24 protein-coding genes are annotated in these 25,076 nt (G+C 56.8%); 11 read left to right on the forward strand and 13 right to left on the reverse strand.

Annotated features, from left to right (window positions below; all coding sequences use genetic code 11):
• Positions 1-628, forward strand: a 628-nt coding sequence (locus GHO42_RS16420; RefSeq protein ID WP_153384166.1) for a Tim44 domain-containing protein, incomplete at its 5' end; no start/stop codon positions are given.
• A 133-nt stretch (positions 629-761) separates the two neighbouring features.
• Positions 762-1,169: an SMI1/KNR4 family protein gene (locus tag GHO42_RS16425; protein WP_016782918.1), complete on the forward strand. Its 408-nt coding sequence runs from the start codon at positions 762-764 to the stop codon at positions 1,167-1,169.
• 95 nt (positions 1,170-1,264) lie between these two features.
• On the opposite strand, the gene GHO42_RS16430 is transcribed toward GHO42_RS16425, so the two are convergent.
• Positions 1,265-3,025, reverse strand: a complete 1,761-nt coding sequence (locus GHO42_RS16430) for a cation:proton antiporter (protein WP_094999549.1) — start codon at positions 3,023-3,025, stop codon at positions 1,265-1,267.
• A gap of 287 nt (positions 3,026-3,312) precedes the next feature.
• Between GHO42_RS16430 and GHO42_RS16435 the strand changes: the two genes are divergently transcribed.
• Positions 3,313-3,798, forward strand: a complete 486-nt coding sequence (locus GHO42_RS16435; RefSeq protein ID WP_094999550.1) for an acyl-CoA thioesterase — start codon at positions 3,313-3,315, stop codon at positions 3,796-3,798.
• A 30-nt stretch (positions 3,799-3,828) separates the two neighbouring features.
• Here the strand turns inward: GHO42_RS16435 and pdxY are convergent, their stop codons facing one another.
• The gene (gene pdxY / locus GHO42_RS16440; RefSeq protein ID WP_095020586.1) at positions 3,829-4,701 is read right to left on the reverse strand and encodes a pyridoxal kinase PdxY; all 873 of its coding nucleotides are present in this window, start codon (positions 4,699-4,701) and stop codon (positions 3,829-3,831) included.
• A 113-nt stretch (positions 4,702-4,814) separates the two neighbouring features.
• On the opposite strand from pdxY, the gene GHO42_RS16445 reads away from it, so the two are divergent.
• A complete protein-coding gene (locus tag GHO42_RS16445; protein ID WP_094999552.1) occupies positions 4,815-5,216 on the forward strand; it encodes a DUF3301 domain-containing protein in 402 nt (133 codons plus the stop codon).
• A gap of 199 nt (positions 5,217-5,415) precedes the next feature.
• Here GHO42_RS16445 and GHO42_RS16450 read toward each other — a convergent pair whose 3' ends face one another.
• From GHO42_RS16450 to GHO42_RS16465, 4 genes are all read right to left on the reverse strand, one after another.
• Complete coding sequence (locus tag GHO42_RS16450) at positions 5,416-6,390, reverse strand: GTP-binding protein (protein WP_153326317.1); 975 nt, start codon at positions 6,388-6,390, stop codon at positions 5,416-5,418.
• 39 nt (positions 6,391-6,429) lie between these two features.
• On the reverse strand, positions 6,430-7,083 hold the full coding sequence (locus tag GHO42_RS16455) for a DUF1826 domain-containing protein (RefSeq protein ID WP_094999554.1): 654 nt from the start codon (positions 7,081-7,083) through the stop codon (positions 6,430-6,432).
• Entirely contained in the window at positions 7,080-8,288 is a 1,209-nt protein-coding gene (zigA, locus tag GHO42_RS16460; RefSeq protein WP_153326315.1) for a zinc metallochaperone GTPase ZigA, read from the reverse strand. The genes GHO42_RS16455 and zigA overlap by 4 nt, the downstream gene beginning before the upstream one ends.
• Before the next feature lie 93 nt (positions 8,289-8,381).
• On the reverse strand, positions 8,382-9,593 hold the full coding sequence (locus GHO42_RS16465) for an N-acetylmuramoyl-L-alanine amidase (protein ID WP_153326313.1): 1,212 nt from the start codon (positions 9,591-9,593) through the stop codon (positions 8,382-8,384).
• Between the two features lie 127 nt (positions 9,594-9,720).
• Here GHO42_RS16465 and folE2 point away from each other — a divergent pair, with 127 nt between their 5' ends.
• From folE2 to GHO42_RS16490, 5 genes are read left to right on the forward strand one after another with little or no spacing between them, the layout of a single operon-like run.
• Complete coding sequence (gene folE2, locus GHO42_RS16470) at positions 9,721-10,614, forward strand: GTP cyclohydrolase FolE2 (RefSeq protein WP_153326311.1); 894 nt, start codon at positions 9,721-9,723, stop codon at positions 10,612-10,614.
• The gene (locus tag GHO42_RS16475) at positions 10,614-11,273 is read left to right on the forward strand and encodes a metal ABC transporter ATP-binding protein (RefSeq protein WP_095024798.1); all 660 of its coding nucleotides are present in this window, start codon (positions 10,614-10,616) and stop codon (positions 11,271-11,273) included. Before folE2 ends, GHO42_RS16475 begins: the two co-directional genes overlap by 1 nt.
• Positions 11,273-12,139 (forward strand): metal ABC transporter permease, encoded by an 867-nt coding sequence (locus GHO42_RS16480; RefSeq protein WP_153326309.1) that lies wholly within the window; start codon positions 11,273-11,275, stop codon positions 12,137-12,139. Before GHO42_RS16475 ends, GHO42_RS16480 begins: the two co-directional genes overlap by 1 nt.
• Before the next feature lie 11 nt (positions 12,140-12,150).
• Positions 12,151-13,041, forward strand: coding sequence for a metal ABC transporter substrate-binding protein (locus GHO42_RS16485; RefSeq protein ID WP_094999560.1), 891 nt, complete (start codon positions 12,151-12,153; stop codon positions 13,039-13,041).
• Positions 13,038-13,598, forward strand: coding sequence for a DapH/DapD/GlmU-related protein (locus GHO42_RS16490; RefSeq protein ID WP_095020592.1), 561 nt, complete (start codon positions 13,038-13,040; stop codon positions 13,596-13,598). The genes GHO42_RS16485 and GHO42_RS16490 overlap by 4 nt, the downstream gene beginning before the upstream one ends.
• On the opposite strand, the gene GHO42_RS16495 is transcribed toward GHO42_RS16490, so the two are convergent.
• Positions 13,599-14,117 (reverse strand): DUF3617 domain-containing protein, encoded by a 519-nt coding sequence (locus GHO42_RS16495; RefSeq protein ID WP_016782904.1) that lies wholly within the window; start codon positions 14,115-14,117, stop codon positions 13,599-13,601.
• 134 nt (positions 14,118-14,251) lie between these two features.
• Here GHO42_RS16495 and cls point away from each other — a divergent pair, with 134 nt between their 5' ends.
• The gene (gene cls / locus GHO42_RS16500) at positions 14,252-15,691 is read left to right on the forward strand and encodes a cardiolipin synthase (RefSeq protein ID WP_095023139.1); all 1,440 of its coding nucleotides are present in this window, start codon (positions 14,252-14,254) and stop codon (positions 15,689-15,691) included.
• 110 nt (positions 15,692-15,801) lie between these two features.
• Positions 15,802-16,287 carry a hypothetical protein gene (locus tag GHO42_RS16505; RefSeq protein WP_095017933.1) on the forward strand — a complete coding sequence of 162 codons (486 nt, stop codon included), beginning with the start codon at positions 15,802-15,804 and terminating at the stop codon, positions 16,285-16,287.
• Here GHO42_RS16505 and cfaB read toward each other — a convergent pair.
• The 6 genes from cfaB to GHO42_RS16535 all read right to left on the reverse strand — a co-directional run bounded on the left by cfaB (position 16,278) and on the right by GHO42_RS16535 (position 24,988).
• Positions 16,278-17,462: a C17 cyclopropane fatty acid synthase CfaB gene (gene cfaB / locus GHO42_RS16510; protein WP_088378578.1), complete on the reverse strand. Its 1,185-nt coding sequence runs from the start codon at positions 17,460-17,462 to the stop codon at positions 16,278-16,280. The two genes, GHO42_RS16505 and cfaB, sit on opposite strands and share 10 nt — an antisense overlap.
• A 119-nt stretch (positions 17,463-17,581) precedes the next feature.
• Positions 17,582-19,492 (reverse strand): cation-translocating P-type ATPase, encoded by a 1,911-nt coding sequence (locus tag GHO42_RS16515; protein WP_095023140.1) that lies wholly within the window; start codon positions 19,490-19,492, stop codon positions 17,582-17,584.
• Complete coding sequence (gene hflK, locus GHO42_RS16520; RefSeq protein ID WP_095017932.1) at positions 19,489-20,547, reverse strand: protease modulator HflK; 1,059 nt, start codon at positions 20,545-20,547, stop codon at positions 19,489-19,491. The genes GHO42_RS16515 and hflK (GHO42_RS16520) overlap by 4 nt, the downstream gene beginning before the upstream one ends.
• Complete coding sequence (gene hflC, locus GHO42_RS16525) at positions 20,544-21,557, reverse strand: protease modulator HflC (RefSeq protein WP_094999566.1); 1,014 nt, start codon at positions 21,555-21,557, stop codon at positions 20,544-20,546. The genes hflK (GHO42_RS16520) and hflC overlap by 4 nt, the downstream gene beginning before the upstream one ends.
• An 11-nt stretch (positions 21,558-21,568) precedes the next feature.
• Positions 21,569-23,503 carry a protease modulator HflK gene (gene hflK, locus GHO42_RS16530; protein ID WP_094999567.1) on the reverse strand — a complete coding sequence of 645 codons (1,935 nt, stop codon included), beginning with the start codon at positions 23,501-23,503 and terminating at the stop codon, positions 21,569-21,571.
• A 150-nt stretch (positions 23,504-23,653) separates the two neighbouring features.
• Positions 23,654-24,988, reverse strand: a complete 1,335-nt coding sequence (locus GHO42_RS16535; RefSeq protein WP_095020597.1) for a serine hydrolase — start codon at positions 24,986-24,988, stop codon at positions 23,654-23,656.
• Between the last annotated feature and the right edge of the window lie 88 nt (positions 24,989-25,076).

Here is a 25,076-nt window from a genome sequence, read left to right on the forward strand (position 1 = left end):
CCTCGCTGCCGGTGGCCTGCTGGCGTCCATGTTCATGGGCGGCGGCTTCCAGGGCATGCAATTCTTCGACATCCTGATCATGGCGGTTATCGCCTTCCTGATCTTCCGCTTTATCGCGGCCCGTCGTCGCAAACAAGCTGACATGATGGCCCCTGCTGGCCACGCACCCATGCAACGCGAAGCGTTCGACGCCAAGCCTGCTGCTTCGATCTTCGGTGGTTCGGCTGCCCCTGCAGCACGTCCGGTGATCAACGCCCCAGCCTGGTTCAATGAACAGAACTTCCTGGAAGCCGCGCGCAACCATTTCCAGTCCCTGCAACAGCACTGGGATGCCAACGAAATGGACAAGATCGCCGAGTTCGTGACCCCGCAGATGCTCGACTTCCTCAAGCGTGAACGCGCTGAGCTGGGTGATGGCTTCCAGTCCACCTACATCGACAACCTGACCGTGCAACTGGACGGCCTGGACGATCGCGCAGACAAAACCATTGCAACCCTGACCTTCAGCGGCGTGTCGAAAAACTCGCGCTTTGACCAGGGCGAAGCCTTCAGCGAAAGCTGGAACATGGAACGTCAGCAAGGCGACAACCAGCCTTGGCTGGTGGCAGGTATCCGCCAGAACGGCTAACCCTGCGAGTTACACATGCGTTTACCAAAGCCCCGGACTTGTCCGGGGCTTTGCATTTCACGATTGCACTTATAACGAGCTACTGTATAAAGCGCGTCATATAAACCGCGCCATAGAGCATGAGGATGAGGTCGTGGAAGAGATTATTGAAGAGCTACGCGAAAAAAACGAGCCTGTACCGGTTCCCCTGGAACTGCCTGAAGAAGACCAGTTGGTGGAAATCGAAGAACAGCTGTTCATCGATATTCCATTTGTCTTCAGAGAATTTCTGCTGACCGTCAGTGACGTGGTGTATGGCAGCCTGGAGCCGGTCACAGTGACCGACCCACAATCGCACACCTATCTGCCGGAAGTGGCGGCAAATGCCTGGGATGCTGGCGTTGATCGCAGCCTGATCCCTATTTGCCAGGACGGCGACGACTACTACTGCGTGGAAGAAGACGGCACCGTGGTGCTGTGGTCCGGCGAAGAAGAACTCGTCACTGAAGAAACCTGGGAATCGGTCTGGCACTGGGCGCGCGACGTCTGGCTGGAAAGCTGATACCTCCAGGGTTGGTTGACGTTTCGTTGTGAGCCACAACGAAACATCAACAGCCCCCGGGCATCCCCGCTTTCCAGCCATTGGTCAGCGGGCTGTCAGTGCCCCCCCTCCTTGTGGTTATCCAGCGTTTCCAGCAGTGCAACCTGCATGCGCGTGTGAATCCGGATAAACCAGCGCCACAACAGCGCCGCAACCCCCGCCGCCACCACCGCAATCACCATCAGCAACTCGTTGGTGGGCAGGATGCTTGCCGACAAGGCCGACAGCAGCAGAAAAATCACCAGCAACGACAGAATCGGGATGACTTCCGAGATCACCCGGCGCACGCGCTGCGTATGGCGCCCTGCCATTTCCGGCTTGACCCCCATCTCGGCCAGTAGCATCGAAAGCGCCTTGAGCTTGCGATACGCCGCAATCAGGAACGGCAACGACAGCAGCAAAGCAGCCCCCCAGATCATCCCTTTTTGCCAGCTCGGCTCCAGAATCCAGCCCTGCAAATAACGGCCGATGCGCGGTGCGAAATAACCGCCGGCAAAGAAAATAGCGATGACCAGGGCCAGATTGACCCCAACTTGCAGCAAGATCTTGCGAATCATGGCCGCCAACAACGCCCCTTCGCCCTGCGGCTGAATACTGCGCAGCCATTCGCCATACAACCCCAACACCCGTGACAAGCGACCAGGCACCACCTGTGCCAGCTTGAGCGAGAGCGGGTCTGCGGCGCGAATCAGGTAAGGGGTCATCAGGGTGGTCAATACGGAGACGGCCACTGCTACGGGGTACAGGAAGCTGCTGGTGACCTGCAATGTCATACCCAGCGCCGCGATAATGAAAGAAAACTCCCCAATCTGCGAAAGCCCCATTCCGACTCGTAGCGAGGTACGTCCATCATTGCCTGCGATAAACGCCCCCAGCCCGCAGGAGAGCATCTTGCCCAGCACCACGGCGATAGTGATCACCACAATTGGCAGCGCGTACTCCAGCAGGATTGCCGGGTCGAGCATCAACCCGATGGCGACAAAGAATATTGCACTGAACAAATCACGCACCGGTTCAATCAGGCGCTCGATTTTCAGTAACTGACGCGACTCGGCCATGATTGCACCGATCAAAAACGCCCCGAGCACCATGCTGTATTCCAGCTTGACCACCAGCAGGCAAAAGCCAAAACACAGGCCCAGCACAGTGATCAGCAGCATTTCATTGCTTTCGAATCGGGCTACATACGCCAGCACACGCGGCACCAGCAAAATGCCGATAACCAACGCCACGATCATAAACAATGACAATTTACCGACGGTCGAAAAAACCTCTTCGGGGCTGACGCTGCCGCTGACCGCAATGCTCGACAGCAGCGCAATAATCCCGATACCCAAAATGTCTTCAACGATCAGCACGCCAAAAATCAGCTGGGCAAAGCGCTCGTTTTTCATCTTGAGGTCGTTGAGGGCCTTGACGATGATGGTGGTAGATGAAATGGCCAGGATGGCGCCCAGAAACAGCGAATCCATGGTGTTCCAGTCGAACCAGCGGCCAATTTCATAACCAATCCAGATCATCAGCGTGATTTCCATAAACGCTGCGATAAAGGCTGTGGCCCCGACCTTGAACAACTTGCGCAGGCTGAACTCCAGCCCCAGACAGAACATCAAAAAGATCACCCCCAGCTCAGCCAGGGTCTTGATCGTTTCTTCATCGTGAATCAGGCCAAACGGCGGGGTGTGCGGGCCGATAATAAAACCTGCAACGATATAGCCCAGTACCACCGGCTGTTTGAACCTGTGGAAAAGAATCGTCACCACACCTGCGACCAGCATGATGACTGCCAGATCCTGAATAAAACTGATGGCATGCATGGCGTGGCACTCCTTGTTTGATATTCACCAGGCAACATGACGACAGACACAGCCTGTCAGGCCGCGCGTATCGACTGTTTAAAATGTAGGAAGTATCCGACTAACGGACTTTTGCAGGTTAACACCGCGACTTGCGACAGAAAGGCGGTGCAATATATGGAAACAGATAGAGATAAGCGTGACGGCAGCCAACACGGCAGCGTCCCGTTAATCACTGTTTCAAAAATCGACAAGTATCCACAGAGATACCCATTTCACTGCTGCAACACAACCACGAGCCTGCTGCTATGGAACCCGGAAACTCCCAACTGTCGATGACGGTCTTGATGACCCCGGACATGGCCAATTTTTCTGGCAATGTTCACGGCGGAACCCTGCTCAAGTACCTCGATGAAGTCGCCTATGCCTGCGCCAGCCGCTATGCGGGGCGGTATGTGGTCACCTTGTCGGTGGATCAGGTCATTTTTCGCGAGCCGATTCATGTCGGTGAACTGGTGACCTTCCTCGCCTCGGTCAACTACACCGGCAACACCTCGATGGAAGTTGGCATCAAGGTCGTTACCGAAAATATCCGCGAGCGCTCGGTGCGCCACACCAACAGCTGCTTCTTCACCATGGTAGCCGTGGACGACGACCGTAAGCCGGCCGCTGTTCCGCCGTTGCAGCCAGTGAACAGCGAAGACAAGCGCCGCTTTATCCAGGGCAAGCAACGCCGCCAGATCCGTCAGGAGCTGGAGCAGCGCTACCGCGAGCTAAAAGACGAAACACTGTAAGCCCGCTCCCACAGGTTTTGTTCAGTTTGCTTACAAACTGATCGGCACTGCCTCAAACCGCACACGCGGATGGGCAATGCGGTCCTGGGCCCGTACCAGCTGCAATTCATAGCTGGTGCAGGCCTGGGTTTCCAGCAACACCTCATGCACCGCCGCAGCGGTAAATTCAAACGCAGCCACCAGGCTGTCGCCCAGCAGCACTCTCGCCAGGAACAAACCTGAGGTCAGGTCGCCTACGCCCACTGGCTGGCGCGGGAAGGCAAGCAGCGGCCGACGCAAGTGCCAGTTGCCCTCTGCCGTGACCAGCAGCATCTCGAAACTTTCAGGCGGTTTGCCCGGATACGACAAATGCTTCACCAGCACCGCTTTCGGGCCGCGGGCCAGCAAGCTGCGGGCCATGGCCAGGCAGTCAAACAACGATTGCGGATGGCGGCCGCAAAAACTGTCCAGTTCGAGCTGGTTGGGGCACAAAAAATCGGCCATAGCGGCAGCTTCTTCAAGCAGGAAGTCACTGACTTCCTGAGGCACGATACAACCTTTCTCCGGGTGCCCCATTACCGGGTCGCACAGGTACAGTGCATGGGGATTAACAGCCTTGATACGCGCCACCCCACTTAAAATGGCCCGCCCCTGCGCCGCACTGCCCAGGTAACCGGACAAGACCGCATCACAGCTGCCCAGCTCGCCGATGGCGGCGATTCCATCGACCAGCGAAGGAATTTGTTCGGGAGCCAACACTTCCCCCGTCCACTGGCCATACTGAGTGTGATTGGAGAATTGCACCGTGTTCAGAGGCCAGACATTCACCCCGACGCGCTGCATGGGAAAAACCGCTGCGCTGTTGCCGGCATGGCCGAAAACCACGTGGGATTGGATGGCGAGTAAATGAGGTGTACGTTTCATGCCGGATTCCAGACTACGGGTGGATTCAAGCCACGCAGTATGCGACCAAACGCGGCCTGTACGACAGGTTGAAGACGCAGTTAAGCTGAGCACAATCTGTTGGAGCACATGTAATGCTGACCCTGGGAAATATGTTCGTCCTCATGCTGCTGGCTGCAGGCGCTGCCTGGCTGTGGCACAACCATGGGCTGCGCGAGCGGGCGCTGGAGCGGGTCAAGCAACACTGCAAAAACCTCGATATCGAACTGCTCGATGAAAACGTGGCGCTTAAAAAAATCGGTCTGATCCCCGACGCCAACGGCCATAAACGCCTGGCCCGTGTGTATAACTTTGAATTCACGGTGACCGGTGATCAGCGTCATACCGGAACCATCACCCAGTTCGGCGCCCACAGCGTAAAAATCGAGCTGCCGCCCTACCCGTTCCAGACCGAAGCCGAGCCAAGTGTCATTCCCAGCGCTCAGGTGATCGAACTCAGCCAGTGGCGCCAGGAACACAGCAAGACCCGCCACTGAGCCCTGCCTTTCAGCGCCTGCATGCCGGGCGCCTGTGGATAACTTTCCGCGCAACCTCGCTAAAACCATTGAGATAGACACCTCCGTGAGGTTTTAACGGTGCAAATCCCCTGCGCACACTTCAAGTTGTAGGACAATTTTACCAGCACAGAGCCCGCTAAAACCCTGGGTTTTGTGCCTCGCAACACGGGCCTGCTACCTAAAAAACCTCCTTGAGTAGACAACTTTCCAGCCCCGAGCAAAGCAAATCCAGATCCTGGGGCTGAGCAAAAATCAATTCGAAGCGTGAATCCTTGCGCCACTCACTCGATCTCCATTGCGCGATCGAGTTATCCACAGAATTGTTCGAAAACCAGCCCGCCGAACCATGAATAACCAGCTTTGCACGCTGCCAATCCAGCCTTTCGAGCCACTGTTGCAACAGATCCAGGTCAAATTGCCGAGAGGGGTGCCAGCGCCAACCTGCGCTCCATCCTTCGGGCTGATGTTGAGTCATCACCATCGGCGTACGCGGGTCGGAAAACACACTGCCAATATGATTAAAATCCTTATAAATCAATGAGTTATCCACAGCATGAGCGATATTCATATGGGCTACAGGCAGCGTATTTAAAGGGATGCGGCCATGCTCGACCCATAAAACAGGGCACTTTGGCAGGCTGCATGCAATCTGCTCACGTTGCTCATTTGGGACACTATTAGATTTATTCATGACCAGTAAACCGGCACTTTTCAGGGCCTCTTGCTGGGTTTTTGGCAAAGGTTTGCCCTGAGCCATCGCTTGCGCATCGAGCACCATGACGCACGGCTGGAGGGCCAAAACCCCCAGCCAGGGCGCTTCACCGAGCTGCTTTAGAATCTGTGCGGGATGGCCTAAACCGGAAGGCTCGATAAACAGGCGATCGGGCCTGGACTTGCGCAAAAGGCGACTCAAACCGATCTGAAAAGGCGCACCATTGACGCAGCACACACAGCCACCCGCCACTTCGGTGATAGCAATGTCATCGCTTCCCTGGCTCATCAGGGCCGCATCCAGGCCGATCTGACCGAACTCATTGACCAGCACCGCCCAGCGTTCGTGTGGCGGTTTGTGCGCCATCAGGTGCTGAATCAGACTGGTTTTGCCGGCGCCAAGCGGCCCGGCAATCACGTGGGTAGGTATGTTTTGCAACATGAGGCCAGCTTCTGTACGGATTGAAGCAAGCAATATGCCTCAGGCCAGCCAATCGAGGGTCAAAATCAGCCTGCGCTCGCCCGGTGCCAGTGCCGGCGAACGATGGATCAACCCCGCTCCCTCGTTACCCTGCCACTTCTCCCCCTTGAGCAAGGCAACTTCACCGGCGTTTATTTGCTGAATCAACTCTGCACGGGCGGGTTCGGCCTGCACCTGCCCTAACTGACGACGCTCCATTACGCCTTCCTGCAGCCACTGGCTACCAATCCCTGCATAAGTGGTAATAAGACGTACAGGTACATGGTCCACATGAAACCGGGGGCACATGGCTTTATCCAGGGCTCTGAGACGCAGCCCAATGCGTTTTGCGCCCAACAGGCACGCGTAGGCACTCACCAGCCAGGAAACGTCTGCAATAAAGCCTGCATAGCCTTCCAGATCATTAAACCTGGCAGCCAGGCCTGTCAGGTTGGGGTGAGCCTTTTCGTTGGGCATATCTATCACGATGGCGTCAGCCAATGGCTCGTCCAGGGAAAGCAATAAAGCCCCGAAATCGACGATATGCACAGGTAACTGACGCTGCCAGATGGCCAGGTTGACGTCTTCATCCAGAATTCGGGTCATGATTTCAGGCGTCTGCCCACGAACCTGATCGATCAACGGCTGAGCGGTAAAGGCAAATGCATTCTTCATGCAGCCACCTCTTCATACCAGTCGCCAAAAGGATCGCTCAGCAATTTCCAGCTCGCTTCGCCCAAGGCCATTTCAGCATCGTTGAGCAAGCAGGCATCGAGTTCAGCCGTCAGCCGGGCGAAGTCGATGTGCTGACCGATAAACACCAATTCCTGGCGGCAATCTCCCGTATCCGGCAGCCATTTTTGCAATATTTCTGCCTTGGCTTGCGGCTCCTGCGGCCATTGGTCGCGGGGCACAAAGCGCCACCAGCGACCGGCAAACCCATAGCGCATCAGACCGCCAGCCTGAGACCAACTGCCCGCCTCCTGAAATTTACTGGCCAGCCAGAAAAAACCTTTGGAGCGCAGCAGTTTGCCATTGGTCCAGGGCCGCTCGATAAAATTGAAAAAACGTTCGGGATGAAAAGGCCGGCGCGCACGATAGGCACTGGAGGCGATGCCGTACTCTTCGGTTTCGGGCACATGCTCACCGCGTAACTCTTGCAACCAGCCCGGTGCCTGCGCCGCACGGTCAAAGTCAAACCGGCCGGTATCGAGAATTTTATGCAGCGCAATTTCACCCATGACCATAGGCATTATTTCGGCCTGAGCGTTGAGGCGTTGCAGAATGGCCATTAATTCTTGCCGTTCGTCGGAACTTATTAAATCAATTTTGCTGATTAAAATGACGTCCGCGAACTCAACTTGTTCGATCAATAAATCAGTAATTGACCGTTCATCTGATTCTCCAAGGGTTTCACCCCGTGAATCCAGGCTCTCTGCGGCTTGATAATCCTGAAGAAAATTCAGCCCGTCGACCACTGTAACCATCGTATCCAGGCGGGCAATATCGGCCAGGCTTTGTCCTGATTCATCACGAAACGTAAAAGTTTCTGCCACAGGCAGCGGTTCTGAAATACCGGTCGACTCGATCAATAAATAATCAAATCGACCCTCCCTGGCCAGTGCGCTGACCTCTTCAAGCAAGTCTTCACGCAGGGTGCAACAGATGCAGCCGTTGCTCATTTCGACCAGTTTTTCTTCAGCCCGGTTCAAGGTCACATCGCGCTGTACTTCACCGCCATCAATATTTATTTCGCTCATATCGTTAACGATCACGGCCACGCGCAAGTTGTCGCGGTTGCGCAAAATATAATTGAGCAGCGTGCTTTTACCTGCACCTAAAAAGCCTGAGAGAACAGTTACAGGAAGACGATTCGACATCTGGATATTTCCTCATCAGGGCTGCAGGTCAAAACGCCCGCTTGGCAGTCAATCCGATACCGGATCAACAAATGATACATTATAACAATACATTTAAGACAACCCTGAAGTGACGAACGTACTGTTTTTCTGTTCGTTAACCCACGCCATATGGCTGCTGGCGGGCGGATTTTTCTGAAAATAAGCGATTAATCCGTTAAATAAACCCTCGGCTACCGCCTGTTGATGACGCGCGGTGATCAAGCGCTCGCTGTCGCGGGGGTTGGACATAAAGCCCGTCTCTACCAGAATCGACGGAATATCCGGCGACTTGAGCACGGCAAAACCGGCCTGTTCCACGCGTTTTTGATGCAGTGAGGTGATGCCCGAAAGGCTGCCCAGAATGGTGTTGCCCAACTGCAAACTGGCCGCGATGGTGGCATTCATGGACATATCGAGGATCACGCCTGCGAGCATCGGGTCTTTGTCTTTAAGGTTCAAAAGGCGGGTGGCACCGAGCAGATCCACACCATTTTCACGCTGTGCCATATACCGCGCTGTGGCCGATGTGGCACCACCCTCCGAGAGCGCGTACACCGATGCTCCAGACGCCGTAAGGCGCGGCGCTGCGTCTGCATGCACCGAAATAAACAGGTCTGCATTGTGCTTGTGAGCGACTTCTACCCGCTTGCGCAGGGGGACAAAGAAATCATCATTGCGCACCAGCCGTGCATCAAAGCCTTTTTCACGCTTGAGGCGCTTGGCCAGCAGCTGGGCGATGGACAAAACAACATCCTTTTCACGATGGCCTTTGGCGCTCGTCGCACCCGGATCCTTACCCCCGTGCCCGGGGTCAATCACCACAATAATGTCGCGTTTGGGGTGTGTGTTGCTTGGCGTTGCCGCTGCCACACCCAGTTTGGCGACCGCACTTTTGGCCAGGTCTAGCACCAGCCTGTGACCTTGCCCGCCCTGGGGTGGCAGCAGAAAACTGCTGAGCTGAACCGGCTCATCCAGGTCCAGCACGATGCGCGTATCACCCTGGCCGTAATGCTCGGAGCGAATCGAACGCAGGCCCGTATTGGCCAGTACCAACTCACTGAAATCCCCCTTCAGGCTGGCACCACTCACATCAATAATCAGCCGATCGGGAGCCGTTAATGAGAAGGTTTTGTACTGCACCGGCCCACTCAGATCCAGAACCAGACGCAAGGTATTCCCGGTGCGCCATAGCCTGGCGTGCTGAATTTGGGCAGCTGAAATTCCCAGCGGCAATGTGAATACGGAACTGGCAAGCAGCCAGTTGAGCAGTTGACGTCTGTGCATGGCCTGTACCGCAGATAAGGGAGCATCCGTACTCAAGATTGCTGTGTGTATGCCCCAGCAAAAAAGCATCGTCGACTTTATAGTTATAATATAACATGTCAAAACACTCTGCGACGGATCTCACTTTATGAATGCGCTGACTTTGCCAGATATCGCCGCGCAGTCATCCCAGCAAGCAATAGCGCTTGAATGGGTCGGTATGTGCGGCATTGCTTCCCCGGTATTAATCAACGGCCAACGCCTCAGCGCGAAAATAGATGCCGGCGTCAATCTCGTAGATGCCACTGCACGGGGCATTCACATGTCTCGCCTGTATCTGGCGTTGGATCAGCTGGAAACGGAAAACCTTACGCCTGCCCTGCTCAGGCAACTATTGCAGTGCTTTCTCGACAGCCACGAAGGTTTATCGAACAAAGCCTATGTGCGAATTCACAGCGATGTACTGCTCAAACGCTCGGCCTTAGTCAGCCCATTGGCAGGCTGGAAAAGCTATCCAACAAGCATTGAAGCGAGTTTGAAAAACGGAATGTTCCACGTGGAACTAAAAATTCTCGTGAGTTACTCCTCCACATGCCCCTGCTCAGCGGCGCTCGCACGGCAATTAATACAGCGACAATTCATCGATGATTTCGCCAACACATCACTGCAACACGCAGATGTTCTTGCTTGGCTCGGTAGTTCAAAAGGTATCGTGGCCACACCACACAGCCAGCGAAGCGCTGCACATCTAACGATTCGTTTGGGACATCAGTTCCCACAACTGCCTCTGGAAACAATCATCAATAACGCCGAAGGCGCATTAGGGACTGCCGTTCAAACAGCGGTAAAACGCGCCGACGAACAAGCCTTCGCACTGGCCAACGGTCAAAACTTGATGTTCTGCGAAGACGCGGCCCGAAGGCTCATCACGGTGTTGCAGAAAAGTTCTGGCGTGGAGGCGTTCAAACTTAAAGTTGTTCACGCAGAAAGTTTGCACAGCCATGACGCCGTGGCCGAAAGCTTTTGGAATTGGGAGGCGTGATGATCGGTTGTCAGCATCTGACTTGGGGCGTTCCGGGTCAGCCCCTCACTCCAGCGCTAAATATGAACCTGGTCAAAGGCAGCCTCACAGCCGTAATAGGCGCCAATGGTTGCGGCAAAAGCAGTTTGCTCAAAGTGATTGCGGGGCTGCAAAAGCCGCTCTCGGGAAAAGTTGTGCTGGATGTTCCACGCCAAGGCAACGTGGCCTTTATGCCACAACAACAATTTATGGATCGGCAATTCCCCATCAGTTTGCAAGAGTTGGTGGCTGCGGGATTTTGGGGCAAGAAGCAAACGGCCCAACAACGAAGCGACCGGTTGAACGCTGTCTTGGCAGACTGGCATTTAGACGGCCTGGAACACCGACCGCTTATGGCCCTGTCGGGCGGCGAATTGCAACGCTCGCTTCTGGCCCGCTTATGCCTTGCCGATGCCTCGGTGTTGCTACTGGATGAACCCCATGCAGCTCTCGATGAACTGGGGCAAGAACTGCTCTGGCAACATATCCAGAGATGGCAAACCGAAGGCCGAACGTTGCTGGTTGTGTGCCATGACCTTAACGCCGTTCGCAAACATATCCCCCAAACATTATTGATTAAAAGCAGCGGCAACTTACTGGCGCCGACCGAGCAACTGATCAACCCGCCGCAGGTCGCCTGATGGTTATCGTCAGCCAGTTATGGCAACCGTTCCAGGAATTTGTCTTTATGCGCCGTGCCTTATTTGGCGGTCTGGTACTGGCATGTAGCACGGCACCCCTGGGCGTTTTTTTGATCTTGCGGCGCATGAGTTTGATTGGTGATGCAGTCGCACACGGCATTCTCCCTGGAGCTGCGCTGGGGTTTTGGTTTGCCGGGCTGAGCCTGCCTGCTTTGACATTGGGGGGGTTGGGGGCGGGTTTGAGCATGGCCGGAGTGTCAGCCTGGATCACTCTGCGCACCGGCTTGCGTGAAGATGCCAGCCTCGCGGCGATTTACCCGATCTCATTGGCCAGCGGCATATTGATCCTTGGCATCGCCGGTAAACGTCTTGATCTGCTCCATCTGTTGTTTGGTTCAGCCTTGGCCGTCGACAGCCAGACGCTCACAGGCATGCTCTGGGTAACCGGCTTCAGCATGCTGCTGATGGCAGCCATCTACCGCCCATTGTTGCTCGACACCCTGGATCCTCTATTCCTTCGCAGTGTCAGTCGGCTGGGGCCATTGGCTCACGGGCTATTCCTGACATTGGTCGTGTTGAATCTGGTGATCGGATTTCAGGCTATCGGCGCACTGATGGTGGTTGGCCTGATGATGTTGCCGGCTATTGCCTCGCGCTTCTGGAGCCGTCGACTGCCTGTGCTGATCCTGATCTCGGCTGCGATTGGCTGCGTTTCGGTTTGGCTGGGCCTTTTACTGTCGTTTTATTACTCACTGCCCAGCGGCCCGGCCATCGTGCTGATAGCGGGTTGCAGCTATGCGTTGTCTGTCATTTTTGGTCCGGTACACGGTTTGCTGCGCCGACCGCCTTTGCTGTCATCCCGATGAGGTGCAACACGATGCGTGCTCTACCCATGATATTCAGTATGTGCGTGGCGATGGGCTTGTCCCTTGGCGTCGCGGCTCAGACACCGAAAATACCTGTCGTTGCCAGCTTCAGCATTCTCGGCGACATGACCCGGGCAATCGGCGGCGAACATGTGCACGTCAGCGCGCTGGTCGGCCCTGATGAGGATGCACATACCTATGAGCCCACCCCGGACGATGCCAAGGCACTGCTCAATGCCAAGATCATTATCAAAAATGGCCTGGGGTTCGAGCCCTGGCTTGATCGCCTGGTGAGCAGTACCGAAACCCCGGGGGCTATCGTGACTGCCAGCAAAGGAGTGGCTGCTCACACGATGGAGGAAGACGGCGAAACCATCCCCGACCCTCACGCCTGGCACAACCTGACAAACGCAAAACTGTATGTGAACAACATCACTCAAGCGCTGATCAAGGCCGACCCGGCCGATGAGGCGTACTACAACCGCAACCTTGCGGCTTATCTGAAAAAGCTGGATCGACTGCAAGCCGAGGCCATAACAGAGCTGGGCAACCTGCCCGCCGGCAATCGCCGTATCGTGACCTCCCATGATGCCTTCGGCTATCTGGGCCAGGCCTATGGCATCGACTTTATGGCACCTCAGGGCTTGTCCACTGAGCGCGAACCTTCGGCCGCTGAAGTCGCTTCGCTGATTCGTCAGATACGGGCCGACAAGGTGAGGGCCGTATTTATGGAGAACATTAAAGACTCGCGTCTGTTGCAGCAGATTGCCGATGAAAGTGGCGCACAAATTGGTGGCACGCTGTACTCCGATGCCCTGGCCAGTGAAGGTCCGGCCAGCACTTTTCTTGGCCTTTTCGAATACAACCTCACCACCCTGCACAACGCATTGAGCACACCATGATCCGAAAAAATCCATCAGGCGACTTGCCACAAATCGCCGAGTCCGCCTATGTCGACAGAACGGCCATCATTTGCGGCAAAGTAGTGATCGGCGAAAACGTATTTGTCGGACCGTACGCCGTGATCCGCGCCGATGAAGTCGACAAGGACGGCGGCATGCAACCGATCAGCATCGGCGCTAATTCAAATATTCAGGACGGCGTGGTCATTCACTCAAAGTCCGGCGCGGCGGTCATCATTGGTGAAAACACTTCGATAGCACATCGTTCCATCGTTCACGGGCCATGCCGTGTTGGCGATAGGGTATTTATCGGTTTCAACAGTGTGCTGTTCAATTGCGAGTTGGGTGATGGCTGTGTGGTGCGGCATAACTCGGTCGTGGATGGCCGCGACCTGCCGGATAACTTCTATGTGCCGTCCACGACCCGAATCGGACCAAACACGGACCTGAGCCAATTTGCGCCAGTGAGTGTTAGCGCATCGGAGTTTTCAGAAGATGTAGCGCGCACCAATGTGGATTTGGTGCGCGGCTATAAAGCGCTGCAAAACGAGTTCTGATCAAGTACGCGGTTTGACGGTTCCACAGTTTTGTCCCAACCAGACAGCACGGGTATCCATGCTGCCCTTCTGCTGTATCCCGGTCGCATTGAAGGTGCCATTTACTTGGGTGGTGAACTCCCGATCACTGGCAAACGTTGCCACACCTGCGCCCTGGGCTTTTGGACAACTAAAGCGAAACTTCCACTGATTTCCACTACGCTCAGTGATCTGCTGGTTACACCCAGACTTGGGGTCAGTCAGCGGAATGTTGTCTGACTTCACTTGCTCGGGCGTCAGGCACACCCGCACACCTTTGCCCGCCATGGTCAGCCCCTGGCTTTCCAGTTGGGCTTTTTGTTCCGGGGTCAGCATATTCTGTAATTGGCCTAACATTACCTGCAGTTCAGGCAGCTGTTGGCCATCTACCTGCATATTGCTGGAGCTGAGTTCCCAAAGCCCCGGTTGCAGCATCTGGGCCTGAGCCACAGGAATCGACAAACCACAGGCCATGAACAGCCCAAGCAGACGAACATTCATCAAGCAACTCCTACGCGATTGTCAGCGTTAGACGTCAAAAAAGGGCAAGTGTTGCGCCCGCAAACAAATAGGACATTCATAACAGATCATGGTCTGTTAGTACTGGCATTGGACATTTTGGAGTAAGGATACGCATGGATTATCTAGGCCCGCACGTACTTGGTTATCTGATTTTATTAATCCACAGCTTAGGCCTGATTGCCGCCGTGCATGCAGTGCTGACGGTCAGGACTGCGCAGGGCTCGATTGCCTGGGCTATGTCGCTGTTCTTTATTCCTTACTTCACGCTGATCCCGTATCTGATCTTTGGCCGTAGTACTTTTGACGATTACATTCGAGCCCGACGCGATGCCAACCAGGAAATGCGTGAAGCCATCACCCATCTGAGCTGGCGCCCATGGGTCGAAGAAGCACTGGCCGCACGCAGCTCAAAAGCCTACGCCTCGCTGCGCGCAATGCCCAGACTGGGTCGCATGCCATGCCTGGCCAACAACAGCGTGCGCCTGTTGATCAATGGCACGGCGACATTTGACGCCATTTTCGATGCCATTCGCTCAGCCAGAGAAGTGGTGCTGGTGCAGTTTTTTATCATCCACGACGATGACCTGGGCATGAAACTGCATGCACTGCTGCTCGAAAAAGCCGCGCAAGGGGTCGCGGTGCATCTGCTGTATGACAGTATCGGCAGCCATGCCTTGCCAAAAGTTTATGCCGAGACCCTGCGCGCAGGTGGTGTACAAACTTATGCGTTTGCCACCCGTGGCGGCTGGATCAGTCGTTTCCAGGTCAACTTCCGTAACCATCGCAAAGTGGTGGTCGTGGATGGCGTGCGCGGTTTTGTCGGCGGCCATAACGTTGGCGATGAGTATCTGGGTGCCAAGCCCCCGCTGTCGCCGTGGCGCGATACCCATGTGGAAGTCACCGGCCCTGTTGTGGCCTGCCTGCAGGAGTCGTTTGCCGAGGACTGGTTCTGGGCCGCACGCAAACTGCCGCCCCTGATCCTGCCACAAAGCTACCCGGACGGTGGCGTGCTCTGCCAGTTCCTGGCCAGCGGCCCGGCAGATCCATACGAAACCTGTTCGCTGTTTTTCGTTGAAGCTATCCATGCCGCCAATCAACGGGTGTGGATTACCAGCCCTTACTTTGTACCTGACGAAGCAGTGTTTTCCGCGCTCAGGCTCGCCGTGCTGCGCGGCGTGGATGTACGCATCCTGATACCTTCACGCCCGGACCACAAAGTCGTGTACGCCGCATCCAGCCTGTATGCCTTCGAGGCAGTACGCGCAGGCGTACGGATCTTCCGTTACCAGCCCGGTTTTGTGCATCAAAAAGTAGTACTGGTCGATGACGAGATCAGCGCCATTGGCAGCGCCAATATGGACAACCGCTCGTTCCGTCTCAACTTTGAAGTCATGCTGCTGACCGTCGACCAAGACTTCGCCAGGCAAGTCGAGCATATGCTGCTTGATGACTTCGCACTGGCCCGTGAAATCACTGATGCCGATATCAAAGCCACACACCGTTTGCAGCAACTGGGCATGCGAATAGCCAGACTGGTTTCACCGGTTTTATAGCTGTGTAGGACGGATCTGAATTACTCAGGGCAGGCAAAAGCGTCAAGCAGGATTCCATAAACTGAATGGCCCGGAATAACCCGGGCCGTTCAGTTTAAGGAATAAAAATAATGAGATTCTCGTTAATGGGTGTGCTCTTCACTATCAGCACGCTTGCTTCAGCTCAGGCCAAAGACACCCCTCATACCCCGCCGCTAATCAACGTAGAAGTGGGCCAGCCAACGTTTATCCACCGGCTGCACTACAAGAAGATGTATAGCGAAAAGCCCTTTGAAGAAGCGGTGTTGTACTACTACGACAATGGCCTCTACAAAATCATCTCCCCGGGAGAGAACCATTACGGCGTGTATGTGGTGGAGGGAGATTTTACTGACGACCAGTACCGCATCAGTTACATCTCCCTCCCCTCACCGGACTGGGGCGGCAATGTCGCCCGCCACGACCTTGTTTTCAACAAAAGCTCACTGACGTTTGAGCAAAAAGCCCTGGCCAAGGTTGATCAAAATATCGGGCTCCAGAATGGGCGCTTCGTCCTGGACAGAAACCTGATACAAGACCCGCAACCCATCACCTGGGAAACCCACGCTCAGCGGTAAATATCCGCCCTGGTCGGTGGTAACTCCAACGAGCCATCGGCATGGGGCTTGGTCGCCAGAATCTGGTCGATGTTGATCCAGCCATGGGCAAAGGCGTAGGCACAACCGGCCAGATACAAACGCCAGATCCGCAGGGCCTGCTCCGGTACCTGCTTGGCGGCAGCATCCAGTTTTTGCTCCAGGCGCTGGCTCCAATGCTCCAGCGTACGCGCGTAATGCAGGCGCAAACTTTCAACATCGACCACTTCCAACCCGGCCTCGCTGATTTCGGCAGTCATCATCGACAGATGCGGCAACTCGCCATTGGGGAACACATAACGATCGATAAAATCCCCTGCACCCCGACCAACCTGGCGGCCATCGGTGTGCTTGGAAGTGATCCCGTGGTTCATCACCAACCCGCCTTCGCGCACCGCTCTGGAGAGAATTTCGCAGTATTCGCGCAGGTTGGCGTGCCCGACGTGTTCAAACATCCCGACGCTGACGATTTTGTCGAACCGGCCATCCTGCGGCAGATCGCGATAATCGAGCAGTTGCAGATCAACCTTGTCTTGCAGACCTTCAGCGTTGACGCGCTCACGGGCAAGTTTGAGTTGTTCCTTGCTGAGGGTAATCCCGAATACCTTGACCCCATATTCGCGTGCGGCAAACCGCGCCAGCCCGCCCCAACCGCAGCCTACATCCAGCAAGTATTCGCCGGGCTTGAGCCGCAGCTTGCGGCATAACAGACGAAACTTGGCTTGCTGGGCTTCGTCCAGACTCTCTTCCCCGGTTTCAAAATAACCACAGGAATACGCCATGTCGCGATCAAGCCACAGCTGGTAGAAGTCATTGGACAGGTCGTAGTGATAAGAGATGGACTCGGCGTCAGTCGCCTTGTCGTGATAAACCCGGGGTGGCGGGGCGTAGTCATCATCATCTACCAGCGCCTGGCTCAACTCATCGCATACCCGAATCGCTTCGCTGATAGAGCCTTCCAGTTCAAGCCGACCCTCAACGAAGGCACTGCCCAGCAAGTCGAGGCTGGGGTGGGTAAATTGAGCCACCAGGGTCGGGTCCTTGACCACGATCGTGACGCTGGGCGTCGGGCCGAAATTGAACTCGTGCCCGTCCCACAGCCTCAGGCGTAATGGAAGTTGAAGTTTCTGTAAGGCCGGTGGAAGTTGCGCGAGCATCTGTAATCCTCCTTCATTTCAGATATCAAAACTATAGGTTAGACGAATAACGAAAACTGTCAGCTTCGCGGACAGGAGGTCGACGCTAGAGCGGGCGCGACCGTTTATCCGAATCACTTTCAAGCCAACTTCAACGGCTGCAGGGGTTCATGAAACCGCAGCAAACGCCCGGCATTGCCCAGCACCAGCAATGTGCTGAGGTTATGCAACACCGCGGCGATCATCGCGCCGGCGGCCCCCAGCCAGCCAAACGCCGCCGCCGCGACAATCGCCAGGGTCCAGCCCAGGCCGATGATCACATTGACCTGCAAAGTATGCCGGCACTCACGGCTCAGGCGCACGCAGGTGCCCAGCCGACGCAAATCGCTGCCGATCAACACGATATCCGATGACGCCAGCGCGATATCCGCGCCACCGGCGCCCATGGCAACCCCCACCACACCGGCCTTGAGCGCCAGCGAATCGTTGATACCATCGCCCACCACCATAGGCCGAAAGCCGTTGCCGATTTCACTCAGCACACGTTCGAGCTTGTCTTCGGGCAGTGCCTGCGCTTGAACTTCGTTGATGCCCACAGTGTGCGCCAAATGCTCGGCCACGCTCTGGCGGTCGCCGGTCAGCAGCACCTGGCGCCCAAGCCCCAGTTCACGTAATTCACTTAACGCCTGTCGGGCTTCGGGTTTTACGCTATCTGCCAGCAACATCCAGCCCAGGAAATTGCCATTGAGGGAAAGCCCGGCAATGGGGCCATCGTGGTCAGGCACGGCACTGGTGGTGATGTTCAATTGACTGAACAATTCAGGACGGCCCAACGCTGCTTCACCCTGCCCGGTGCTGGCCACAATGCCCAACCCTTGTCGCTCGCGCACATCATTGAGGGGGAGCATCTGCTCGTGGCTCACCAACCCGGCCAGCGCCCGGCTCACCGGGTGGCTGCTGGCGGCGCCCAAACTGGCGGCCAGTTGCAGCAGCGGTTGCTCGTGCAGCACATCGGTTTCGATCGCTTGCAGGCGCAAAGTGCCGTAGGTCAGGGTACCGGTTTTATCCACAACCAATGAGCTGAGGTCTGCCAGCTCTTCCAGAAACGCCGAACTACGGATCAAGATCCCGTGGCGCGCCGCCACGGCAATCCCGGCAATCGCCGTCGCCGGTGCCGACAACACCAGCGCACAAGGGCACGCAGCCACGAGCACTGCCAGCATGGCCTGGGCATCGTTGGTGATAAACCAGGTCACTGCTGCAATCATCAACACCAACACCATATAACTGCCAGCATAGCGTTCAAGCAAACGGGTGATCGGCGGCTTGGCGCGCTCGGCGCTTTGCATCAGGGCGATGACTTTACCTAATGTCGATTCTTCACCGGTGCGGGTAACCTGTACCCGCAGTAAACCATCGAGGTTGATGGCCCCACCAAAGACCGGCATGCCGCTACCGACTTCCAGCGGCACTGACTCACCGGTAATAGAGGCCGTATCCAGGCTGGCCTGCCCTGCCAGTACCAGACCATCGGCGGGCACCCGATCTCCAGCGCGCACCTCTACCTGATCGCCGCTTTTAAGGGTGGCGTTGTCGACTTCCAGCAAACTGCCGTCAGCCTGAAATAAACGCGCCTGGCTGCGGGTCAGTTTGCCCAGGGCATGGATCGCTTCCTGGGAGCCAATCACACTGCGCTCTTCCAGCACATGGCCAAAAATCATGATGATCGGCAGCAAAGCCGCCGTCAGCAAATCGCCGGTGGCCCAGGCGCCGAGCATGGCCAAGGCAATTAACTGGTCGGTGATCCCGTGCAGGCTCGGGTAGCGCAGGCTGTACCAGGCCGAACGCATGACCGGCACGGCCACCAATATTGAAGCAAAACCCAGCAGCAACTGACTGACGCCGATTTGCGCGGGCATCAGCCAGCGCCATACCAGCCCTAAACCCAACAAGCCCAGCGCCAGCATGGCCAGTGTCAGTTGGCGCGCTGCGCGACGTTGTTCGGGACCGGTCAACAGGCTCACGGCGGGTTGAGTGGCAGACGCATTCATTGTTCGGCTCCCTGAATAATCAGGCGGGAATCATCGTTGGGATCGACGCTGGTGACAGAACCGGCCTGCCCCAGAATCCTGGGCATGCGTTCGCGGTACAGGCGCAACATCAAGCCAGAGTCATTGCCGGCCTGCTGTACCTTGGCCAGGTTGATGATGGTAGACGTATCTGCCTGAGCCTTGGCCAGACGCTCGCTGGCCTGGGCCTGGGCCTGCTCGACACTGCGATCAGCCTGCTGGGTGGCCGATTGGGTGACTTTGGCCGCTTCATTGCGCGCTGCAGCCACCGCTTGCTCCGCATGCTGGCTGGCCGTCAGTACCGCATTGAAGGCATTCACCGCAGGGCCCGGCAAACTCGATTGCACATCCACCCGTACCACTTGCAAACCAATACCCTGCCCGGTGGCACTCAGGGATGCGAGTTGTTGGTTGATGCCTTGCACCAGATCACCGCGCAGGCGCTCACGGCGTTCAGCTGCCTGGCTGTCGCTGCCGATCAGTTCCGGGCGCGCCACCAGAATCGTGTCCAGATCGCGGGCGGCGCTCAGCGCAACGGCGCTACGTGTCACCAACCGGTCCAGCGCAGGCAGTACATGCTCACCTTGCAGCACAAACGCATAGGGCTCGGTGACGTTGTAAAACACCCGTACATCCAGTTGCACCACGCCAGCATCACCGGTCAGCAAATACCCGGAACCGGCCAGCGCATCGCTGACCGGCGTGGCGAACGAAGCTTTTCGATCGGCCTGCAACGCCACATCCGAGCGCAGCAGATTTTCAATCCGGCGTTCACTCACACGGTCTGCTGCGGGGACGATCACCACTTGCTCGAAAGGCTTTGGCCACGCCCACAACAAGCCGGCATTCTGGATACGGTCCAACGCGCCCATGCGCAATACCACGGCACGATTTTGCGGATCGATCTGACGCACATTGGAAAACCCCCAGGCAACCGCCGCGAATACAGTCACCGCGTACAGGCCCAAAAATGCCAGTCGCCCCGCCTGTTGCCATGGGCTGCTGACACCTTTGATTTCATCAGGTGCCTGGCTCATGGCTGCGATCCAGCCTTGGCATCCAGCTTCGGCGGGCCATCGACCAGTACCCGGAAGGGTGCGGCATCGGTGCGCAAAATAATTTTTGTGCCGGGATTAACCATTGTTCCCAGCGTATCGAGCGCGCGCAGTTCGTTGTACAGCGCGGGCGAACTGGCATAGGCACGACCATAAATCTGCGCGGCTTCTACCCGCGACTGCGCTTCGATATCCGCGGCCTTGATGCTCGCATCGGCCTGCAGGATGCGCGCATCGCGTTCGGCAGCGGAGCGGATTTGCGCCGCTTCGCGCTTGCCTGCGGCGGTGCGCTCCGTGGCGATGGTTTCGCGCTCGGCACGCATGCGGTCAACCGTCGCCGTGAGCGTGACCGATGGCAAAGTCAGGCGCTCCACGCCCACTTGCAGCACACGCACACCATAGGTGTTGAGCAATTGCTGTTCGATCTGCTGACGCAATTGCGCTTCAAAGTCGGCAATTTTGACCTGGCTGGCATCGGTGTTCACCAGGCTTGAAAGATCAAAACTGGCAGCCGTCGTTTCCAGTGCCGACCCCACAAATGTACGGATCTGCCGCGCCGCTTCGTCAGGCTGATTTTGTACGGCGCGCATAAAGCGCTGCACATTCTCGGCATCGGGCTGCACCTGCCAGGCCACATAGGCCTGCACAATAATCCGCAGACCATCGCGAGTGCCCACGTCCTGCAGGCCGCTGGAGGTGGTGCGCAAACGCAGATCCACCGGCACGCTGACTTCAAATGGCGCCGGCCAGCGCCAGCCCAGACCGGGCTCCAGCAGCACCCGGGCCGGGTTGCCAAAGCGGGTAATTACCGTGGCTTCGCCGGAACGTACTTGCACCAGGCTCGCCGCGGCGATGGCAAACAGCACCAGCAATGCCGCCCAGCCCATGCGTCGCCACGGGAAGGGGCTTGGCTCAAGGGTATCGTCATGATGGTGATGGCCGTGGTGGGAACAGCCATGATGATGGCTGCTGTGATCGTGGGATTGAGACAAGAGAAGACTCCTTACTGAGCAGCTTTACGCGGCGCGACAGGATCGGCCGGCAGCGTGAAAGAACGCAGGTCGAGGGTCGGCGCACTGCTGCCCCCAAGGCGATGGTCGAGGATCAGCAATCGAGCATTGTTCAGCCCCTGGCTTAACTGGCTCAGGTACTGTTCCAAAAGGAACGCATGACCGGCACTGGCGTAGGCTTTTTGCTCGGCGCCAAAGCGCAGATCAGCTGTCAGTGCGGTGGCATTTATTTCACGCGCCAGCGCATGGGCTTGATCCAGGGCGACGCTGGCCTGCAATTGCGCCACATTGGCTTGTTCACTGGCCGCGCCCCGTTCGCGGGCAATCAGGGCCTGCGCGCTGATCTGTGCTGCCTGCACACCGTGATAGGCATTGGCGGCCCCGGCAGGTGGGTGGATGGCTTCAACCACGGTGGCAAGAATTTCCACCCCGCTGTCCAGGCCATCCAGATCAGCCTGCACGGCGTGGCCTATATCATCGGCCAGCGCACTGCGCTGCTCACCGAGCACACCATCAAGCGTCCGAGAGGCAAAGTCGTGTACCAGAATGCGGCTGGCGGTAGTGCGAATCAGCGTCGGTACATCAGCACTGTGATAAGTGGCGGCAATGGCGGCGTGGTCGCTCAGGCCAATGCGATAGACAAAACGCACGTCCATATTGACGATCTGAAAGCCCTGTTTGTCGCCACTGTCGCTGGCAATCACCTGGGACTTGTCATTCACATGGGTGGCATCCCACAGGCGATTGGCGGTAAGCGGTGGTAAACCATCGGCAGGCGTGAGTAGCGGATCGACAGTCGATTCTGTGCTAGTGGCCAACTCATGTACCACACCGTTTTCCACCGCCAGGACTCGCCCAAAAGGCCATGGCAGGCCCACGTGCAAACCCGGGCCCAACACTTCAACCGGCTCACCAAAGCGCTCATAAATCCCTCGACCTTGCAGCGGGATTTCACTCACACCGCTCAGCACCCAGCCGACAGCAGCAACCACCGCCAGCACCGGGAAAAACGCTTTGCGCATAAAGGTAAAAGCCCAGATTTGGCGCAGGTCGATGCCGAACCGGTTATGCAATTCGCTCTGCAGCGTCAGCAATGGCTGAGGCGGCCAACGCAACATACCAGCGACAAAGCTTTGCCCGATCATGCGCGGTTCTAGTTTGTCGCGGCGCGGGATGAACAGTGCAGCCAGCGCCCTCAGAATCAGCTCAATAGCCACGGCAGCAGGTAGCAACCCGGTCAGCACCGCGAGGCGGGCAGGCCACACCGCATCGTCGCTGCTGAAAATCAGGCACACGGCGCTCAGGAGCAAAGTGAGGATGGGCACGCGAACCAACGGTGCCAGCAAACGCGCCTCCGGCCATTGGCCAGGGTGTTGCTGCGCCAGGAAACGTTCGAACACTAACAGTGCAAACGCGCACAGCACCGCAATGCCAGCCGCGACACTGCCCCAGGTTCCCAGAGCCAAACCGGGTAAAGCCAGGTTCCAGGTGTGCTGGACGCTCCACCAGGCGACACCGCTCACGCCTGCCAGCCACAAAACGGGCGCGCCGATGGTGGCCAGCACCTGTTTTGCCCCGGCATCAATCCGCTGGTTAAAACGTTCAATGCCACGCAACTGTTCGTCGGGCGCGACCTCAGCCACCTGTGGTGCGGGGTTGAGTGCGTCATTGCGCCAATCCGCCACCCAGTAAGCCGATTGAACGCCTGCGGCCAGCACCAGCATGGCTGCTGCGTTATTGCCCAGCAGCACCGGCCACAGCGATTCCGATGAAAACAGACCTATAAAAAATGCCAGCACCCACGCCAGCAACGCCAGGACTGCCAGCACTACCCCCAGTAGATAGAGCTGACGAGCCTGTGCGCTGGCGCTTTGGAAACGAGGCAAAGACTCGAGCCGGCCCTCCTCTGCCTCTAAATCGACACGCATGGAAACACTCACTTATGAAATATCTAGTTACGATATCGCAGAAATGATGAAACTTTTGTCGAGCTTACGGATTCTTCATCTTGGTTTAAAAACGGCGAAACGCCGCTATGGGAGCCGGTCAAGCACGACTCCCAGCGTTTTTTGGCGCTATCAGTCCGGGTGAGTCATCAACTGTTTGGCCAGGGCTTCAAATGCAGGAATAGTCACCGGATCGTTAGCCGAGTTGCTGGCAACCGGGTTGGAGGCATAACGCACAATAACCATTTCGGCTTTCGGGTCAATGTAGGTGCGCTGACCGTAAACACCGCGCGCCATAAAGGCACCATCCGCGTTGTGCGTCACCCACCACATGTCGCGATAGCTGGCGCCCTTGAGCAAGTCATAACCGGCTTTGGCAAAGGCCGCTTTATCGCCGCCACCACGAATGTCATCGACAACCGCCTTGGGTACGATTTGCTTGCCGAGATACTGACCATTGTTACGGATCATTTCTCCAAAGCGGGCCATGTCCCGTAGCCCTGTATTCAAACCACCCCCCGCAAACGGGGTACCGATTGAATCCACGGTGAAATAGGCCGATTGTTCAGCGCCAATGCGCTGCCAGATTTTTTCCGAGAGCAATTGCGCAACGTTACGCCCTGTCACTCGTGCAATGACCCAGCCCAGCACATCGGTGTTCACGGTTTTATAAGCGAAGGCCTCGCCGTGCTCCCCCTCCGGCTCGACCGTCTGCAAATATTCCATATAGCTTTGCGGGCCGGTGTAGTCCTTGGGTTTGGGTAGCGGGTTACCGGCCTGTGCATGCTTCCAGACTTCAGCATTGGGGTCGGCATAATCTTCGCTGTATTTAAGCCCCGTGGTCATGTCCAGCACCTGGCGCAGGGTGGCGTTGCCAAAGGCCGACTTGGCCAGCTCGGGGACATACTCAGCAATTTTTTTATTGGCATCCAACGTGCCATCAGCCACCAGCATCGCGCCCATAGTACCCACCACGGACTTGGTCATCGACATGGCGCCGTGCTGGCCTTCGGGGGTCAGCACACCAAAGTAACGCTCATAAACAATTTTGCCGCGGTGCAGCACCACAATGCCGTCGGTGTAGTTCGCCGCCAGCGACTGTTCCCAGGTCATCGGCTCCTTGCTGCCCAGTGGCACGAAGGTCAAGGCGTCGATATCCGTGCGCAAGGCTCTGGCCAGCGGCACGGGCGCACCCAGGCCACGGGAGACATTGGTGGTAGGCATCAATTGACGGAAGTTGGAAACACTCCAGCGCATGGCGGGAAACTGGAAATAACTGCCGTCGGCAAAGCGCACGATGCGATCCGGCGGGGGCGGTGCACCGACCATCCAGCCCAGCTTCGCCGGGTCGCTGGCAGCGGCGTCCGGGTAACTGGTTTTATCGCTGGCACAGGCGATGGAAGCCGCCAGGCAAGTCACTAGAAAAACCGCACCGGTGCGGGCGGGTTTGATAAATTGCTTGATCATCGAAAATTCCTTTTCAGTTCATGGCCGTGCCCTACCCTGCGGGATAAGCAGTGGGAATGTATAGCGCACACCAGCACCCGCAGGCGAT

Source organism: Pseudomonas sp. FSL R10-0056, from assembly GCF_009600105.1.
Taxonomy (GTDB): Bacteria; Pseudomonadota; Gammaproteobacteria; order Pseudomonadales; family Pseudomonadaceae; genus Aquipseudomonas; species Aquipseudomonas bubulae.

What these genes read in the sequence shown, in the direction of transcription:
- cls (WP_095023139.1), top strand. Translation starts at nt 14,252, where the DNA reads ATGGATTATCTAGGCCCGCACGTACTTGGTTATCTGATTTTATTAATC.
- folE2 (WP_153326311.1), top strand. Translation starts at nt 9,721, where the DNA reads ATGAATGCGCTGACTTTGCCAGATATCGCCGCGCAGTCATCCCAGCAA.
- GHO42_RS16435 (WP_094999550.1), top strand. Translation starts at nt 3,313, where the DNA reads ATGGAACCCGGAAACTCCCAACTGTCGATGACGGTCTTGATGACCCCG.
- cfaB (WP_088378578.1), bottom strand. Translation starts at nt 17,462, where the DNA reads ATGCTCGCGCAACTTCCACCGGCCTTACAGAAACTTCAACTTCCATTA.
- GHO42_RS16515 (WP_095023140.1), bottom strand. Translation starts at nt 19,492, where the DNA reads ATGAATGCGTCTGCCACTCAACCCGCCGTGAGCCTGTTGACCGGTCCC.
- hflK (WP_095017932.1), bottom strand. Translation starts at nt 20,547, where the DNA reads ATGAGCCAGGCACCTGATGAAATCAAAGGTGTCAGCAGCCCATGGCAA.
- GHO42_RS16475 (WP_095024798.1), top strand. Translation starts at nt 10,614, where the DNA reads ATGATCGGTTGTCAGCATCTGACTTGGGGCGTTCCGGGTCAGCCCCTC.
- zigA (WP_153326315.1), bottom strand. Translation starts at nt 8,288, where the DNA reads ATGTCGAATCGTCTTCCTGTAACTGTTCTCTCAGGCTTTTTAGGTGCA.
- GHO42_RS16445 (WP_094999552.1), top strand. Translation starts at nt 4,815, where the DNA reads ATGCTGACCCTGGGAAATATGTTCGTCCTCATGCTGCTGGCTGCAGGC.
- GHO42_RS16495 (WP_016782904.1), bottom strand. Translation starts at nt 14,117, where the DNA reads ATGAATGTTCGTCTGCTTGGGCTGTTCATGGCCTGTGGTTTGTCGATT.
- GHO42_RS16480 (WP_153326309.1), top strand. Translation starts at nt 11,273, where the DNA reads ATGGTTATCGTCAGCCAGTTATGGCAACCGTTCCAGGAATTTGTCTTT.
- pdxY (WP_095020586.1), bottom strand. Translation starts at nt 4,701, where the DNA reads ATGAAACGTACACCTCATTTACTCGCCATCCAATCCCACGTGGTTTTC.
- GHO42_RS16490 (WP_095020592.1), top strand. Translation starts at nt 13,038, where the DNA reads ATGATCCGAAAAAATCCATCAGGCGACTTGCCACAAATCGCCGAGTCC.
- GHO42_RS16485 (WP_094999560.1), top strand. Translation starts at nt 12,151, where the DNA reads ATGCGTGCTCTACCCATGATATTCAGTATGTGCGTGGCGATGGGCTTG.
- GHO42_RS16455 (WP_094999554.1), bottom strand. Translation starts at nt 7,083, where the DNA reads ATGAAGAATGCATTTGCCTTTACCGCTCAGCCGTTGATCGATCAGGTT.
- GHO42_RS16430 (WP_094999549.1), bottom strand. Translation starts at nt 3,025, where the DNA reads ATGCATGCCATCAGTTTTATTCAGGATCTGGCAGTCATCATGCTGGTC.
- GHO42_RS16535 (WP_095020597.1), bottom strand. Translation starts at nt 24,988, where the DNA reads ATGATCAAGCAATTTATCAAACCCGCCCGCACCGGTGCGGTTTTTCTA.
- hflK (WP_094999567.1), bottom strand. Translation starts at nt 23,503, where the DNA reads ATGCGTGTCGATTTAGAGGCAGAGGAGGGCCGGCTCGAGTCTTTGCCT.
- GHO42_RS16465 (WP_153326313.1), bottom strand. Translation starts at nt 9,593, where the DNA reads ATGCACAGACGTCAACTGCTCAACTGGCTGCTTGCCAGTTCCGTATTC.
- GHO42_RS16450 (WP_153326317.1), bottom strand. Translation starts at nt 6,390, where the DNA reads ATGTTGCAAAACATACCTACCCACGTGATTGCCGGGCCGCTTGGCGCC.
- GHO42_RS16505 (WP_095017933.1), top strand. Translation starts at nt 15,802, where the DNA reads ATGAGATTCTCGTTAATGGGTGTGCTCTTCACTATCAGCACGCTTGCT.